15 protein-coding genes and 1 tRNA gene are annotated in these 14,915 nt (G+C 54.0%); 8 read left to right on the top strand and 8 right to left on the bottom strand.

Annotation, left to right across the window (positions count from 1 at the left end; translation table 11 throughout):
• The first annotated feature begins 312 nt into the window (after nucleotides 1-312).
• The gene (locus CKL79_RS11690; RefSeq protein ID WP_121969770.1) at nucleotides 313-504 is read left to right on the top strand and encodes a hypothetical protein; all 192 of its coding nucleotides are present in this window, start codon (nucleotides 313-315) and stop codon (nucleotides 502-504) included.
• Between the two features lie 142 nt (nucleotides 505-646).
• Here the strand turns inward: CKL79_RS11690 and recR are convergent, their stop codons facing one another.
• From recR to CKL79_RS11675, 3 genes are read right to left on the bottom strand one after another with little or no spacing between them, the layout of a single operon-like run.
• The gene (gene recR, locus CKL79_RS11685) at nucleotides 647-1,243 is read right to left on the bottom strand and encodes a recombination mediator RecR (protein ID WP_121969758.1); all 597 of its coding nucleotides are present in this window, start codon (nucleotides 1,241-1,243) and stop codon (nucleotides 647-649) included.
• A gap of 2 nt (nucleotides 1,244-1,245) precedes the next feature.
• Nucleotides 1,246-1,446, bottom strand: coding sequence for a hypothetical protein (locus tag CKL79_RS11680; RefSeq protein ID WP_121969757.1), 201 nt, complete (start codon nucleotides 1,444-1,446; stop codon nucleotides 1,246-1,248).
• Between the two features lie 18 nt (nucleotides 1,447-1,464).
• On the bottom strand, nucleotides 1,465-2,595 hold the full coding sequence (locus CKL79_RS11675; protein WP_170944037.1) for a RuBisCO accumulation factor 1: 1,131 nt from the start codon (nucleotides 2,593-2,595) through the stop codon (nucleotides 1,465-1,467).
• Nucleotides 2,596-2,696: 101 nt separating this feature from the next.
• On the opposite strand from CKL79_RS11675, the gene CKL79_RS11670 reads away from it, so the two are divergent.
• Nucleotides 2,697-2,769, top strand: a tRNA-Ala gene (locus CKL79_RS11670).
• Nucleotides 2,770-2,802: 33 nt separating this feature from the next.
• Here CKL79_RS11670 and CKL79_RS11665 read toward each other — a convergent pair.
• Nucleotides 2,803-3,573 carry a hypothetical protein gene (locus CKL79_RS11665; protein WP_121969756.1) on the bottom strand — a complete coding sequence of 257 codons (771 nt, stop codon included), beginning with the start codon at nucleotides 3,571-3,573 and terminating at the stop codon, nucleotides 2,803-2,805.
• Between the two features lie 128 nt (nucleotides 3,574-3,701).
• Here CKL79_RS11665 and ggt point away from each other — a divergent pair, with 128 nt between their 5' ends.
• The 3 genes from ggt to CKL79_RS11650 all read left to right on the top strand — a co-directional run bounded on the left by ggt (nucleotide 3,702) and on the right by CKL79_RS11650 (nucleotide 7,453).
• Complete coding sequence (ggt, locus tag CKL79_RS11660) at nucleotides 3,702-5,282, top strand: gamma-glutamyltransferase (protein WP_121969755.1); 1,581 nt, start codon at nucleotides 3,702-3,704, stop codon at nucleotides 5,280-5,282.
• Between the two features lie 49 nt (nucleotides 5,283-5,331).
• Entirely contained in the window at nucleotides 5,332-6,702 is a 1,371-nt protein-coding gene (locus CKL79_RS11655) for an MATE family efflux transporter (RefSeq protein ID WP_121969754.1), read from the top strand.
• A gap of 118 nt (nucleotides 6,703-6,820) precedes the next feature.
• The gene (locus CKL79_RS11650; RefSeq protein ID WP_121969753.1) at nucleotides 6,821-7,453 is read left to right on the top strand and encodes a type I restriction endonuclease; all 633 of its coding nucleotides are present in this window, start codon (nucleotides 6,821-6,823) and stop codon (nucleotides 7,451-7,453) included.
• A gap of 19 nt (nucleotides 7,454-7,472) precedes the next feature.
• Here CKL79_RS11650 and speA read toward each other — a convergent pair whose 3' ends face one another.
• On the bottom strand, nucleotides 7,473-9,479 hold the full coding sequence (speA, locus tag CKL79_RS11645) for a biosynthetic arginine decarboxylase (RefSeq protein ID WP_205879065.1): 2,007 nt from the start codon (nucleotides 9,477-9,479) through the stop codon (nucleotides 7,473-7,475).
• A gap of 478 nt (nucleotides 9,480-9,957) precedes the next feature.
• Here speA and CKL79_RS11640 point away from each other — a divergent pair, with 478 nt between their 5' ends.
• Nucleotides 9,958-10,647, top strand: a complete 690-nt coding sequence (locus CKL79_RS11640; RefSeq protein WP_141242196.1) for a hypothetical protein — start codon at nucleotides 9,958-9,960, stop codon at nucleotides 10,645-10,647.
• Nucleotides 10,648-10,667: 20 nt separating this feature from the next.
• Here the strand turns inward: CKL79_RS11640 and CKL79_RS11635 are convergent, their stop codons facing one another.
• The 3 genes from CKL79_RS11635 to CKL79_RS11625 all read right to left on the bottom strand — a co-directional run bounded on the left by CKL79_RS11635 (nucleotide 10,668) and on the right by CKL79_RS11625 (nucleotide 13,450).
• A complete protein-coding gene (locus CKL79_RS11635) occupies nucleotides 10,668-12,278 on the bottom strand; it encodes an Hsp70 family protein (RefSeq protein ID WP_121969750.1) in 1,611 nt (536 codons plus the stop codon).
• 28 nt (nucleotides 12,279-12,306) lie between these two features.
• Nucleotides 12,307-12,852 (bottom strand): hypothetical protein, encoded by a 546-nt coding sequence (locus CKL79_RS11630; protein ID WP_121969749.1) that lies wholly within the window; start codon nucleotides 12,850-12,852, stop codon nucleotides 12,307-12,309.
• Nucleotides 12,853-12,988: 136 nt separating this feature from the next.
• Nucleotides 12,989-13,450, bottom strand: coding sequence for a nitrate reductase associated protein (locus CKL79_RS11625; RefSeq protein ID WP_121969748.1), 462 nt, complete (start codon nucleotides 13,448-13,450; stop codon nucleotides 12,989-12,991).
• Nucleotides 13,451-14,097: 647 nt separating this feature from the next.
• On the opposite strand from CKL79_RS11625, the gene CKL79_RS11620 reads away from it, so the two are divergent.
• Both CKL79_RS11620 and CKL79_RS11615 read left to right on the top strand, forming a co-directional pair.
• Nucleotides 14,098-14,307, top strand: a complete 210-nt coding sequence (locus tag CKL79_RS11620; RefSeq protein ID WP_121969768.1) for a DUF2997 domain-containing protein — start codon at nucleotides 14,098-14,100, stop codon at nucleotides 14,305-14,307.
• A 128-nt stretch (nucleotides 14,308-14,435) separates the two neighbouring features.
• A complete protein-coding gene (locus CKL79_RS11615; protein WP_121969747.1) occupies nucleotides 14,436-14,828 on the top strand; it encodes a DUF1257 domain-containing protein in 393 nt (130 codons plus the stop codon).
• The last annotated feature ends 87 nt before the right edge of the window (nucleotides 14,829-14,915 follow it).

The raw sequence follows: 14,915 nt of genomic DNA, 5'->3' as shown, positions 1-14,915 counted from the left end.
GGTTTCCTTCATCTGCTCATCTAGCATCCCCTAGCCTCTCTCAACTGACTTAACTCCGCCTTATAATGACCGGTAATGTATTTTATTGCCAGCCCCTTAATGCAGCGGCTCTATCGGTAGATGATGAAGATATCAAAGCGGATACGCAGCCGACTGATTGATGGAGTCTTTACATAAAAAGGCGTAAATTGGCCTCGGAACTCCCAGAACCGTGGCGATTATTACATACGGGCTCAGCGTCTTAGGCTACTCTTAAACAAATCAGCGGAGCCTGAAAGATTCTATCCAGGTTCTGTACCAATGGAGATCACTATGGCAAATTCATCGCCTGCTCACGCCGCCCAAGACGCTGAGCTTTGGCAGAGTCTGAAAAATGCGATCGCCGCTAGCTCCGGTTTTCAGCGCTGGCGCTCAGAGCAGCTTTCAGCCATCACCACCGCAACTTCGGACGACCAGCTAGTGCGTCTATATCTGCGCGATACGCTAGAGACTTTAGCCTACTAGCGCAGCCTCTCGCATTTTCTGCTGATGCACAAGCCTTCTAACTAATACAGCTAACTCAGGCCGGTTCACGTTATCGAAGTGAGGCTGCCTTTTGTGTGGCTTAGGTGTATGACTTAGGTCTATAGGATCTGCTGGGCTGGGCCTACGTATCCAGTTCTCGCCGCCCTTCGAGGGCTCTCGCTAGAGTGACTTCATCGGCGTACTCCAGGTCGCCGCCCATCGGTAGGCCAAAGGCAATCCGGGTGACTCGGGTAAAGGGCTTCAGCAGTTGACCGACGTACAGTGTCGTGGTGTCGCCCTCAATGCTGGGGCTGATGGCCAAAATCACTTCGCCTGTGCCTTCTTTGTTGACCCGGTGGACGAGCTGACCAATATTGAGCTGTTCAGGGCCAATCCCATCCATCGGCGAAATCAGCCCACCTAAAACGTGGTACTTGCCTTTATACTCCCGCGTTTTTTCTAGCGCGATCACATCTCGCGAGTCGGCGACGACGCACAGCGTATGTGGGTCACGGGTTTGAGATAGGCAAATATTACAGACTGGCTCCGCTGAGAGGTGAAAGCAGCGGGAGCACTGCCCTACCTGTTGCTTCGCTTCAACCAGAGCGGTGGCTAGGGCGCGCACCTCTGCCTCCGGGCGCTTGAGCATGTGCATAGCTAGCCGCTGGGCTGACTTTGGCCCAATGCCAGGCAGGCGCTGAAATTCTTCAATCAGTTTGGCGAGGGGGCGCGTGTAAATGATCAGGTCTCCTTTTCTTCACTCTTGCCGCGCACAGGCGGCAGCTTCTCTACCAAGCCCATTTCAAAAGCAGCGTCTGGCAGTTGCCCGGCGATATATTTGCCCGGTTCAAACAGGCCGCTCGGCGTCATGCAGACTTGCCGCAGCTCGACGACTTCTGCCTCTGCAAACATACTGCGCGATAGCCGACGTTCTATAGCCATCAGGGTACCTTCCTATCTCTACTCATCTATTTGCCAATACTCGTGGCTATAGTTTTGATCGAGGATCTTCTGAGGTCGCATGATCAAGATAAGGCCGCCTAGCAGTGTGGTCTGAGGCGCTTCTTCAAACCAGCGCAGACCCAGTTGACCGTCCGCATCGTAAACGAAATAGCTAAATTCATCCCACTGGCGCTTGGCCCGGTCAATGATGACCATCACCGGCTCAGTCTTCGCTACCTCATTAGGTGGATTAGGCAGCTGGCCGTATTCGGCGAGCAGGGCGATGGGGTCTTCGGCCTTGAGCATTACCTGCCAGCCGGGTACCGGCAGCCAGGCTCCTGTACCGGCAAACTTCACCATGCCGAAAGGTTCTTCAGGCTCGACAGCGGGCACCGCTTTATAGTCGGCTGTCGGCAGCGGCAACTGACCTGCAACCGGCACGATCACTGGCGAATCTACTTCGCTCTCTAACCGAAAGATGGGCAGACGCGGCGCGGCTTTGGCAGAAACCACCGTGAAGTCGGTTAAGAGCTGCTCGATTTTGCTACGGGCGCTGACGCTGGTGACAAACCGCAGACTTTGGGCGATTAGCCGCGACCGAGCCTGCAAATCGCTCATTTGCCGGGCCAACCGCCAGTAGTGGTAGGCGGCGGCATCGCCCATAGTTTTTTCAAACCCGACAGGGGGCTTGTCACTGTAGGAGAAGTCTCGCAGCCCTTTGACAATGTCTCTTACCTGCTCACTGTCAAGCCCGTTGCTAAAGGCAAAGTCGGCTGCCGCTGCCCGGATGTCTTGTGACAAAATGCGAAACTCATAGAGGCTGTCGCTGCCTCGGGTTTGATAGTGCACTCGGGCTGCCTCGCTGACGCCACCTGCGATCATCGAATCGAAGACCTGAGCTGCAACGATCAGCTGATTTTGCTGGATGGGTTCAAACCCGGTGGCTTCGAAGATGGCCTGCGGCATCATGCCCGCTTTTTGCAGGGTTTGGCAGGCTTTGCCCCACTCTACCCAATTGCCTTCTTTGCGGCGCAGCTGGCTTTGTAGCGTGTCAATCGTTTCTTGGGTAGTCGCTTGCGCCGTAGGGATATTGCCTATCTCTAGCGCGGCGTCTGCTTTAGATTGGGAGTCGGGGGGAGTGGCAGGCATAGAGTGATTTTGCTCTTGGAATAGATTTTGCTTGACGCAATCCTCGTTTCTACGTAATTATAGTAGTCTGATTACACCTGAGTTACAGGTTGATCACAGGCGGGGCTATAGCGCAGCTGGTAGCGCACCTCAATGGCATTGAGGGGGTCAGGAGTTCGAATCTCCTTAGCTCCATATACTCTATTTTAACGCTGATCACCTCTGGTTCTACTGGCTGACGAGGTTAAATCGCTGTAGTCTCTCTTGCAGTAGCTGAGGCAGGGCTTTGTGGAGTTCGGACTGTTTGGTGAAGCTCAGCCGATTGTGAGTGGGGGTGTCGAAGGGGAACTGGCCGGGCAGGTCTGAGCGCTCCATTTGGGCCAGGATGATTTGCTCGGGGCGCTTGCTCTGAAGGGCATATCCCATCTCTACGCAGACTTTAGGGCTGGGGATCAGCTGGGGCGGGGTGCCGTCAATGCCAATAACTGGGGTGCCATCGGCGATGAAGAGGAGCGATCGCCGGATTTTTCGCATCAGGTCGCTATTGATTCGCACCGGCCCCTGGCTGAGACGATGGGACTCTACCAGGGACAGGGGCAGCCGAGATTTGCCGTTAAACTTTTGGACGAAAGCTTCTAGCTCGTCGCGCAGCAGGTCGCTAGAGTCTGAGTATTCGCTCTGGTAGCACAAGAAAATAGTAGGATCCAGGTTCGCGAGCGAATCTTGCTTGGCGAAGTAGATTTCGTGGCTGATCAGGTCGATGTTGGCGATCGCATAGGTTCCACTGCCCTCAATGTAGAATTCGACGTGATCGCCTTCGAGGTAGCGCTGAAACCACTCAGCCTGCTTAACTTCTTCAATATCTTCTAAAAAGTCAGCCCGCAGCGCCGATTTGAGCAGGCTATTTTTCGCCAGCCGCAGGTCGTGGGGCCGCTTTTCCAGCTCGCGGATGGGTTCGTAGTTGCTGAGATACCAAGCCTTGAGCGCAATAATAGCCATTGAGGGGGATTTTCCTTTCTATCCTTGCTTCTTACTCTAAATTATTCCTTGCTATAAAGGCGGTTTGAAAAGTAAAAGTAATACATATGTTCTATTTTAATTAGTTAGGCAGTGAGTGTGGTGGGTTTATGGCAGGTGTAGTGTCGGCTGGGCATGAGAAAACGGCGGCGGCGGGTCAAGAAATTTTGCAGGCAGGTGGCAATGCCTTTGATGCGGCAGTGGCGGCGATGCTGGCAGCCTGTGTCGTGGAGCCAACGCTGACCTCGCTCGGCGGCGGCGGCTTTTTGCTAGCTCACCAGGCAGAGACGGCGGAGAACACGCTGTTTGATTTTTTTACGCAGACGCCGGGCAGTCGCTCAGACTCTGACCGGCTAGATTTTTACCCGATTGAAGCTAATTTTGGCGATTCGGTGCAGGAGTTTCATATCGGCCTGGGGTCGATGGCGGTGCCGGGAATGCTGGCAGGTGTACTGACGGTACATAGGAGATTAGGCCGACTGCCGCTCAAAAGGGTGGTAGAGCCAGCAGTGGGCTATGCTCGCGGCGGGGTGAGGGTCACTGATTTTCAAGCCTACTGCTATCAGCTGCTCGATCCGATTTTGATGGCAACGGCGGGCGCTAGAGAAATTTATGCGCCTGCGGGTCATCGGCTGCGGCAGGGAGAAACGCTGCGACAGCCGCAGCTGGCCGATACGCTTGAGTATCTGGCGGGGCTAGGAGATGAGGGGGCGCTCAGAGCGTTTTACGAAGGGGAGATAGCGCAGCAGGTGGTGAAGGACTGTCAGGCCGGGGGTGGCTGCTTGAGTCTGGCAGATTTTGCAAACTACCGGGTGATGGAGCGATCGCCCCTTACCATCAACTATCGCGGCGTGCAGATGATCACCAATCCACCGCCGAGTGCAGGCGGCGCGCTGATTGCCTTTTGTCTGGAGCTGCTCGACCGGTTTGACCTGAGTCAGATGAGGTTTGGCTCGGCTGAACATCTGACGCTGCTAGCTCAGGCGATGCGGTGGACGAATGAAGCGCGGCGATCGCATCTGGATGGCTTTCTGTTTGATGACGCCATTGCCGAAAAATTTATCGCCGCCGACTTGGTCGATAAATACGCTCAGCCGCTGGCGGATATCTTGGGACAAGGCGTTAATCGGTGGGGCAGCACCACTCACATCAGCGTCATGGACGATGAAGGCAACGCCGCTAGTGTGACCACCTCTAACGGCGAGGGCGCTTCCTATGTGATTCCGAACACCCAAATTATGATGAATAATATGCTAGGCGAAGAAGACCTCAATCCGCACGGGTTCAATCAGTGGCCGGTCAATCAGCGGATGTCGTCGATGATGGCTCCCACGATGATTCTCAAAGCCGGAAAGCCGCAGTTGGTTTTAGGCTCGGGCGGATCGAACCGCATTCGCACCGCTATTTTGCAGGTGATTTCAAATATTCTAGATTTTGGCATACCGTTAGCAGCGGCGGTAGAAGCCCCTCGCCTGCACTGGGAGAGCGGGGTGCTTCATCTAGAGCCGGGACTGGTCGAGGGCTCGCAGGCGGCACAGTTTAAATCTGAACAGTGGGGAACTGAGCGGGTTTTGCAGTGGCAGCAGACCAATATGTTTTTTGGCGGCGTTCATACGGTGGGATTAGACGCAGCGGGCGGCTTGCAGGGCGCGGGCGATCCTCGGCGCAGTGGCGCAGTGGCCCAAGCTTGAGCAAGCGATTTCAAATAGGAAACTTTCAGCAAGCAATAGGAATAGCGTCATGAACTGGCGATCGCTTCAGTCTGAAGCGGCTAAATCTGCAGTGGTGATAGAGATCCGCGCCTTTTTAAATCTGGCGGTGCCGCTGGCGATCGCGCAGCTAGCTCAGTTTTCGGTGGGGTTTGTTGACACCATTATGATGGGCCACTTGAGCACGGAAACCCTGGCAGCAGGCGGGCTGGCATCGAGCACTTTTCAGCTGATGCTTACAGTTATCAGCGGCTTTGTCATGTCGGTGGGGGTACTGGCGGCTGAAGCCTATGGCGCAAACCAAAAAGGTCGAATTGAGCATTTGGCGCGGCAGGGGTTTTGGCTATCGCTGTTGCTAACTCTGCCGCTGATGACGGTGCTCTGGCAAACGGGCCCCATATTGAGAGGGTTACAGCAGCCAGAAGCGGTTGTTCAGCTGGCTCAGCAATACTTTCTTTGGATTTCGGCGGGGGTTTTCCCGGCGCTGGGGTTTGCTATGCTGCGGGGCTATGTTTCGGCCTTTTCGCTGGCGAATGTGGTGACGGTGATCGTCATGATCGGGACGCTGTGCAATATTGCCGGTAACTACGTCCTCGGCTTTGGCAAGTTAGGGTTTCCGCGCTTGGGGTTAGCGGGTTTGGGGTTGGGCAGCAGTCTCAGTCTTTGGCTGATGTTTGGGCTGTTTTTGGTCTACATTTTGCGCCAGGAGCAACTGCGCCGCCACCGCTTTTGGCGACAGTGGCAGCGGCTAGATATCGGTGTTTTGCGGCGGCTGATGGCGATTGGCCTGCCGATTGCGATCACCCTGGTCTTGGAGATTGGCATGTTTGCGGCGGTCTCTTACATGGCGGGCAGTCTGGGTACTGAGGTGCTAGCTGCTCACCAGATTGCCTTTCAGACGATGGCGCTGCTGTTTATGGTGCCGCTGGGTATGTCTTATGCTGTGACGGCGCGAGTGGGTTTGTGCCTGGGTAAAGGCGATTTGAGCGGGGCACGGCGGGCGGGGTATGTGGCGATCGCCATCGCTGCTTTGACGTTGTTTGTAGAGGCGATCGCCCTGGTCATCTACCGCCGATCTATCATTGGCCTATTTATCGACTTGCAGGCCCCACAAAATGCGCCCGTGATTGACCTGGCGATGAGTCTACTGCTGATTGCTGTCACCGCGCAGGTGATTGACGGCGTGCAGCGGGTGACGATGAGTGCGCTCTATGGCTTGCAAGATACCCGCGTGCCGATGCTGATGAGCGCGATCGCGTTTTGGGGCATTGGGCTCACTAGCGGCTATGCCCTCTGCTTTTGGGTAGGGTGGGGCGCGGTGGGCCTGTGGATCGGTCAGTATACCGGGATCGCCGTAGCCGGGGTGATTTTTGTCTGGCGTTTCCATCGCATGACGCGGTAATCAAAGGCAGTGCTGCCTTTGATTGCGTCACCTCGTTGTCCAATCAGTTTGAATTAAACTGACTAGAGAGTCTTCGCGCTCATCTGAAACCACGACGCTTACGGTCACCAAAGGCTACATGGCTCAAACTATAGCTGCTAGAAAAATTAAGCTACACGACCTGAAGACAACGTTTGGACTGCAGCGATCGCAGGATGAGTCATTCTTTTTAGAATGGAGAGAAGGTTTACCCGAAGCTACGGCAGCAGAACGGCGTACCCTTGACCGGATCAAGCGCAACTATCTCTACCTGCTGGAATATCCGGTCATGGAGAGCATTGTGAAGATGGTAATCCTCTCACCTTTATTAGATCTGGCAGGCTTTTATGAGCCACCTTTTCGCGTGGATGGTGAGACAAATATTAGAGTTTCAGCAGAGGACGAAGGTGACATTATCCAGGGATGCATTGATGTAGTGGTTATTCAAGGCCAGCTATGGGTGACGACTATTGAGGCTAAGAATTCAGAATTCTCGGTGACTAAAGCGATTCCTCAAACCTTGGCCTACATGCTGGCAGCACCCGATGATCAGAAACCCACTTTTGGAGTTATCTTGAATGGCAGCGAGTTTCTGTTCCTCAAGCTAGTTCGAGGTGAGACGCCTCAATATGCTACGTCCAATTTGTTTTCATTGCTCAATCGCGGTAATGACCTCTATCACGTCTTATGCGTACTGAAGCAATTAAGAGATTTCGTGAAAGTTCACCCTTAGACTGGTTAGGAAATAAAAATTAGGGCTCCGCTAAATAGGTGTAGCGATCCATGCCAGCTTTATAGTTAGCCATGAGCTTACGCGCTTCTTCGAGGGTGATCTGTCCCGATTGCAGGGCTTGCTCAGAGCGCCGCCGAATTTGCTCAACCATGGTTTCCGGGTCGTACTGTACCTGCTGCAGCACTTCATTGGTGGTGTTACCGCGTACGACATGTTCAATGGTGTAGCCCTGCTGCGTTTTGGCTTTTGAGGCCAGGTGAATGTGGACGGTGTTCGTATGGCCAAACAGGTTGTGCAGGTTGCCGAGCGTTTCTTGATAAGCACCGACTAGAAACATCCCCAGGTAGTAGGGTTCTCCAGCTTGCAGGGTGTGCAGCTCTAAAACCTCTTTTTGACCTTTTTTGCCAATGAAGCGGGCGATTTTGCCATCGCTGTCACAGGTGAGATCAGCCAGGGTGCCTCTCTGGGTGGGTTCTTCACCGAGGCGGTGGATCGGCAAAATAGGAAAGAGCTGCTCAATCGCCCAGCTATCTAAGGCCGACTGAAATAAAGAGAGGTTGATGTAGTAGATAGAGGCCATGCTCTGTTCGAGGTGCTCTAGCTCGTCAGGGACGTAGTCTTGCTGGCGCAGCAGGGTGACAATCTTCTGGCAGCAGGCCCAGTACAGCCTTTCGATGCGGGCACGCTCAGCCAGGCGCAGATAGCTAAAATTAAACAGGCTGGCGGCTTTTTGCTTGAATTCTACGGCGTCGTGAAAGACTTCTTGATAGTTTTCAGCGTTGACGCTGGTGTATATTTCCCAAAGCTCGCGCACCAGTCTGTGCTCGCCCGTCTGGTAGGGCTGAGGGCTGCTGTAGCTGGCTTCGCTGGTACCGAGCACGTCAAAAACGAGGACGGATTGATGAGAGGCGATCGCCCGACCGCTTTCGCTCACCAAAGTCGGCATGGTTACTTCCCGAGCGGTGCAAACATCTTTGACCTCGGAGACCACATCATTGGCATAGTTTTGAATGCTGTAGTTTTTTGATCCCTGGGAGCTGGTTTTAGAGCCATCGTAGTCAACGCCGAGGCCACCGCCGACATCGAGATAGCCCATCGGCGCGCCTAGCTCAACCAGTTCTACATAGATTTGGCAGGCTTCGCGCAGCGCGTCTTTAATCACGCTGATGGCCGATACCTGAGAGCCGATGTGAAAGTGCAGCAGTTCCAGACTAGAGAGCATGTCAGCAGCCTTGAGCTTTTCAATCACCGCGACAATTTCTGGAATGCTCAGACCAAATTTAGCCCGGTCGCCAGCGCTGTCTCCCCAGCGACCTGAGCCTTTAGCCGCTAGCTTGGCCCTGACGCCGAGAACAGGCTGAATGCCCAAACGACGGCTGGCTGCGATCGCCACCTCAACCTCTTCTACCTGCTCTAGCACGATGATGGTCTTTTGCCCCAGGCGCTGGCCCAGCATGGCCGTCTCAATATAAGAGTCGTCTTTGTAGCCGTTGCAGATAATCAGCGCGCCAGGCGTATCCAGGCTGGCCAGGGCGATCATCAGCTCGGGCTTAGTACCCGCTTCCAGGCCAAACTGATAGGCTTTGCCAAAGCGCACCAGGTCTTCGACAATGTGCCGCTGCTGATTGCACTTAACCGGGAAGACGCCCTGATAAATCCCTTCATAGCTGTAGCGGGTGATCGCCTTGGCAAAGCAGGCGTTAATCCGCTCTAGGCGGTCTGCCAAAATCTCTGAGAAACGAATCAGCACCGGCAGCTGAAAATCTCGCTGCTTAAGTCCGGTTACCAGCTTGTGCAGGTCTAAAGAGCCGCCGCGATCGCCCTGAGGCGACACCGTAATATTGCCCGCCGCGTTAATCGCAAAGTAAGGCTCTCCCCAGCCTCTAATCCGGTAGAGTTCTTCACTGTCTTCCACGGTCCATCCTGCTGGCGCGGCAGTGGGGTTAGCTTCTGGGTGGTCTGAGCGATCGCGCTGAGTATCAGCAGCCCCAGCGGCAGAATTTGCAGGCGTATAGGTTGAGTTCACAGATGCGGCACGCTCCAGATCTAACAGGTCTCAGTTCAGGCAGCTTGAGCAATTTTTGCTGGCCCTGCCAGCTTGCAGTTTACCTTGCCGGCCTCGCTCGCTGACAGCAGTGGGTTAAGGGATATGGCACCAGCCTGCGTAAAAACACTGGCCTGAGATATCTAGATTGCCAAAATAAAAAGTTCACTACGAGCTAAGAAGAAGATCACAGTAATTTCCCATCTAAAATCGTATAGTCTCTGTAAACCTGAGAACCTATTCCAGCATACCTACCTAGATACTGCGATACTGCTATTCATCAAGCATGATCGCGGTAGCTTCGAGATTCGACTCAGCATTTTCAGTGGGCACTCTGGATTTTTTGAAGATCGCGCATCTTGGGTTCGTTATCTACTCCACAAAGACATGCCGCTGTAAGGCTTTTTTCTCTGTGCGTCACCCTGGTTCAAAATTTAATTTACAAATTGGTACCCAAGTCATGAGGTATTCTCCTCCCTCCACTGTAGACATACCGGCTGAGCCAGCTGCGAACGCATCGTCTCCTCAGCAGATCACAGGTGTTTCGGCAATCTGGCAGTCGCTGATGGTTGACATTGTTTTGCTCGGGATATCGCTGCTGATGGGCCTGCTCTTCAACAGCGCTGTGGGCGTCGTCGAAGGAACTAACGACCTGGGTAGTCTCATGCTCAGACCGGCCCCTTGGTTTGTCTATCTGGTCTGCGCCGCTGGCCCGCTGGCCTATCTGCTGGTCGATGCAGTCACCGCGCTCAGTAATCCGGCTGCCTTGCCATTTGCACGTTCCTCTGTGAGCCTGAAGGCGATCTACGCCAAGCGGATTCATCTGCTGCTGCTAGCGTTTTATTTCACCTCGATTTTAGTCGCGTTATGCTGGTCAGCTCCTTCGATGCTGCTGACCTCCAAGCTCTTTGTCTCAGCGGTTTTCGGCATTGCCCTCTATGCACTGGGTCAGAGCATTCCCTCTCAGCGGCTGAGCTTTTTGGTCTCTGGCATTCTCTTTATGGTGGTCTTGATTACTACGCAGGTATTCATCGTTACTCGGGTACAGGCCGACGCGAACAAGGCTGGTCAGGAAGCGCTGGACGAGCTGTCGAACCCTGACGGTGAGACTAAAGACCAGGGAATCCTCTTTGACGATTCTGATCCTTAGGGCGGCAAGCGCAAGCGGGGCTAGCTCAGCTGAACGACGACCTGATTGTCCATCAGGGTTTCTGAGGTCAGTAGGTCTTCTACGGTCATTCTGAGAAATCGGTCGGTGTCGATGCTGAAGAGGATGCGGACGCGATCGCTACCCGGAAAACCCGGCGGCGTCAGGTTAGCGATTGTCCGGGCACCTTCGCGATCATTGAGCGCCTGCACCTGAAGATCGCCGCTGCTGCTGGCCTGACGGGTAACCAGCTGATCGCCTTCAAAATAGACTTCAGTATCGATTTGGGCTTCGCCAATTTCCCCTAAAATCAGCTCAATGCTGGGTTGCTTTTCACTAGAAGCCCCCAAAAAAATCTCAATCGGCGCGGTGGTTGGGTAGGGCTGCCCGGCCTGAATAATGGGATGCCAGCTGTGGGCGTTGCGGCGGCGATCCCAATAGCGAATGCCATAGCTGTGATAGAGGAAGTCTTGAAGCTGGGTAGTTTGCAGGCTCAGCGCGCCTTGAGCAACGGCTTCGAAGGGGCGATCGCTGCGAATTTTGTCAGCGTCGAAGTGGCGTGCCACCCAAGACTGTACCGCCGGGATTTGAGCCGTGCCCCCCACCAGCAGTACCGCATCGATATCTTGAGCGCTGAGACTCTGTCGCTGAGCCTGCTGCAACACCTGATCCAGGCGGCTGTCTAGTCGCTGAAAAAAGCCTTGGTCTGTGAGGATTTGCTCAAAGCGATCGCGATCTAAAGACAGTTCGTAGCTGTCTAGGGTCTCTTCATCGAAGTAAGCTTCAGCAGCAGTAGGCGCAGTCGAGAGGGCGATCTTCAGCCGCTCCGCCAGACGCAGCGTCACAGCGGTCATGGGCAGCGCTTGAGTCTCTGCAAAATAGTCGGCTAGCCATCTATCAATATCAGCACCCCCCAGATTTTCGCCGGCTTTGGCCAATACGCGCACCGTTTTTGCCGTTTGCTGCGCGCTACCCGCAGGCTGAGCAGAGAATGATTTACCCCACTTGAGTAAAAAACCAAGCGGTCGCTCTACAGAGATGGTCGGCTGCACCAGCGAAAAATCTAGAGTGCCGCCGCCAAAATCTATCACTAAGAGCGTGCGCTGCTCGGCGCTTAGCTGGTAACCCAAAGCTGCCGCTGTCGGTTCATCTAGCAGCCGTACCTGCTCAATCTCTAGCGATTGACACACCTGGCCCAGCCAGAGACGGTAGGTCTCAAAGCTATCGACGGGCACCGTAAACACCAGCGAATTCAGCGTCGGATCTTGCTGCTTAAGCTGACCTATTACCTGATGCAAAAAATAGCTGCCCACCTGCTCAAAAGAGAGCACCTGACCGTCTAGCTCAGGGATAAATCCCTGCACGGTAGCGCCAATGCCGCGCTTAAAATTGCGAAAAAACCGGGCGTCGCTGGCTAAATCTAGCCCCCGATCACGCACCTGCTGCCCGGCTACTGTTTTGGCTTGATCTGCTGTTGCCGCCGCCTGTTCGACATAGATCAAACTAGGCACCAGGGGCGGATTAGCCTTGACCTGCGCTGAGAGAGACGGCAGCGAGAGTGTCTCTGGGGTTTGGGTAGCCGCATTCCAACGAGCAACTACCGTATTACTGGTGCCAAAATCAATGGCGTACATAGCCTCACAGGGGTGTCACTAAATGTCACTAAAGAGTTTTGCTAAGAAAACCGGCGAGGCCACCAACGCCGACGCCGACAAAGCCGGCACCCATAAGGACGGTTAAACGCTGCCGGTAGTCCACGATTCGTATCAGTTTGTCTCCGATCTGAGCGCTGACTACCACCGCTGCCGCTGTCAGCATGACGGCTAGTAACGTGAGCACCACCAAGCCTAGCAGCGCGACGAAAAAGCGAACGTTGTCGAAGTCTTGGTTGCTGCCGATGTAGTTAGCGGCGATCGCCAGCGCTACCACTAGTAGTAACGCCCCCGGATAAGTCAGCAGTCGCAATCGTGCCGACTGCTGGCTCAAGGCAGACTGGCTCAGGGCAGGTTGGCTCAGACCTACCGCAATTAACGGTATGCCCAGGACCACCAGCACCCATATCCAGTAGGGCGGGGCGGGCACAGACAGCAGCAGTCCCATCAGCACATAGAGTAAAAACAAAATGCTGATGAGCACCCACGGCATAAGCGGCTTGGCCGCACGGCGGCGGCGAGCAGGGCGCGGCGGATTAGGGCTAGATCCTGCCATTGACTCAAGTCAGTCCTGAAATCAGCTTCAACAAAGGCGATAAGTGCAGCAGACGACAAGCGGCCGCTGGGCAATTGCTTAGAGCAGTATAGCCGGGAGGCGGCTATCGGCCACAAAAGTCGGCTAGGCCAGTAGGTCAGGCAGCGACCAGACCGAATTCTTGAACGGCAGGCACAAAGTTGAGGTTTTCGTGACTCGAACGGCTGAGCTTAATTAGCGCAAACCGCTGCAGCTCGCTCAAGCTAGCCCACTGCTGCACAGACAGCGGCACCTGATGAGCCTGGCATTTTTCTTGTACCGGTGCAGGAATAGCCGCAATATTTCTCCAGGGTGGCTGCGGCGAGACTTCTAGCGTTTTGGCGGGTGAGCCGGTGCGCTGAGTGATGAGGGTTTGCAGGCGATCGCCATACGCCTGAGCCGTCGCTGGCGTATCGCAGGGCCACTCCACCAGAGCCTGACGCTCAGCCTGAGTCAGGTGATTCCAGTGCTCTAGCTTCAGCTTGACGCCACAGGTATCCAACCGATGGCGTACCACCATCGGAATGCAGCGCAAAGAGCCCACAAAATCTTGCTCGAACTCAAAGAATGGCGACGCCATAGAAGATGCCCAAACGAATACTTTTAGCAGAACAGCTAAATCCGCACAGCCAGATCCGTACAGTCAAATTCGCACACTGCCGGAAGATGCCGGGGAAGACGAATTCTAGCCTTTCTAGGCTGCAGTATACCGCTACCCGTCTGGCTAAACACTTCAGAGGATTGAGTAAAAAGGGATTGGCCAAAAGGGGATTGGCCAAAAAGCGTAGCGCAAACCAGCCAGAGTTAGCGTGAAGGCAATAACAGTGTACTTAGCTGTAAAGCAGAGGCCCACAAAACTCACAACTTTACCTGAGGAAGAGATCTTTGATCACAGAGTTCTACCTCAGGTAGCGCTTTGCCTTTTTACCTTGACTGTTTAGAAAAGTTAAGGGAAACTGAAAATGTCGAGGGTAAACACGCCTACCTGTTGCTAAGAACTATTAAGTTTTGATGCAATGTCCCTAGATAAAATCAGGGACATTGACTACGATTAAAAGACGATGTAAAGCATATCGTCAGGCGTAGCTCAAAGCGCTACAGGTGATTTTTATTGACCTGTAACGCCGGTTGCGAAAGGCCATTTCATCAGAAATGGCAGGCTGGGGCAGTGGCGTGATAAGGCTTGCCCACAGCTTTTTCAGATTCAGCTATTTGGCGGTTGGTTTTATGGAAACGCTTGAGTTTGTAATCTATCCGGATGGCCGAGTGAAGGAGACTGTGACTGGCATCATTGGCGCTTCTTGCGCTGAGGTGACAGCTGCTATTGAGGCTCAGCTAGGCCAAGTAGTCGCTCACAGCAAGTCTTCTGAATTTTATGCTCAGCCTGTTCAAGTTTCCAACGCTGCTCGCTCGCAGGTATCCGAAAGCCGCTGGTAGCCTGCTATCAGTTTTTAGCTAGCGTCGGGTTTTAGGCCCGCGTTAAAGCTAAAGTCGGTGCTCACTTCGTCCCGTTTTGCTCGACTGCTGTTAACTTTTTGTGCTCATCTAGTAGCCCGGTTTTGAAAATGTCTCACTTTAGCCAGATAAAGACTAAGCTCCGTAATCTCACCTCTTTGCAGCAGGCGCTGAGCGATGCAGGCGTACGCTGGCAGACTGGCCCTCGGCCAGTTCGAGGCTATCAGGGAAAGACCGAAACCGCGGAGCTAGTCATTGAGCAGGACAACGGCTATGACTTAGGGTTTAAGCGCAGCGCTGAAAGCGGTGACTACGAGCTAGTGGCCGATCTGCAGTATTGGAAGCAGCCGCTTTCGGTAGATGGCTTTCTAAATCAGGTGACGCAGCGCTACGCTTACCATACGGTTTTAAACGAGTCTGCTAGCCAGGGCTTTCAGGTAGCTGAGCAGGTAGACAATAAAGATGGTTCTATTCGCTTGGTGCTGCAGCGCTGGGGTGCGTAAGTCGGGGTAATAGCCCAGAATTTACTGATCAAAAAACCTCGGCTACCTATGGGCCGAGGTTTTTTATTAGCTGCCGCCCCAAAGAGC

Origin of the sequence: Leptolyngbya sp. BC1307 (assembly GCF_002286735.1) — a bacterium.
In the GTDB taxonomy this organism is placed as follows: domain Bacteria; phylum Cyanobacteriota; class Cyanobacteriia; order Phormidesmidales; family Phormidesmidaceae; genus Phormidesmis.
Note: the sequence above shows the minus strand (reverse complement) of the source record. Positions and strands in the feature narration are given on the sequence as shown.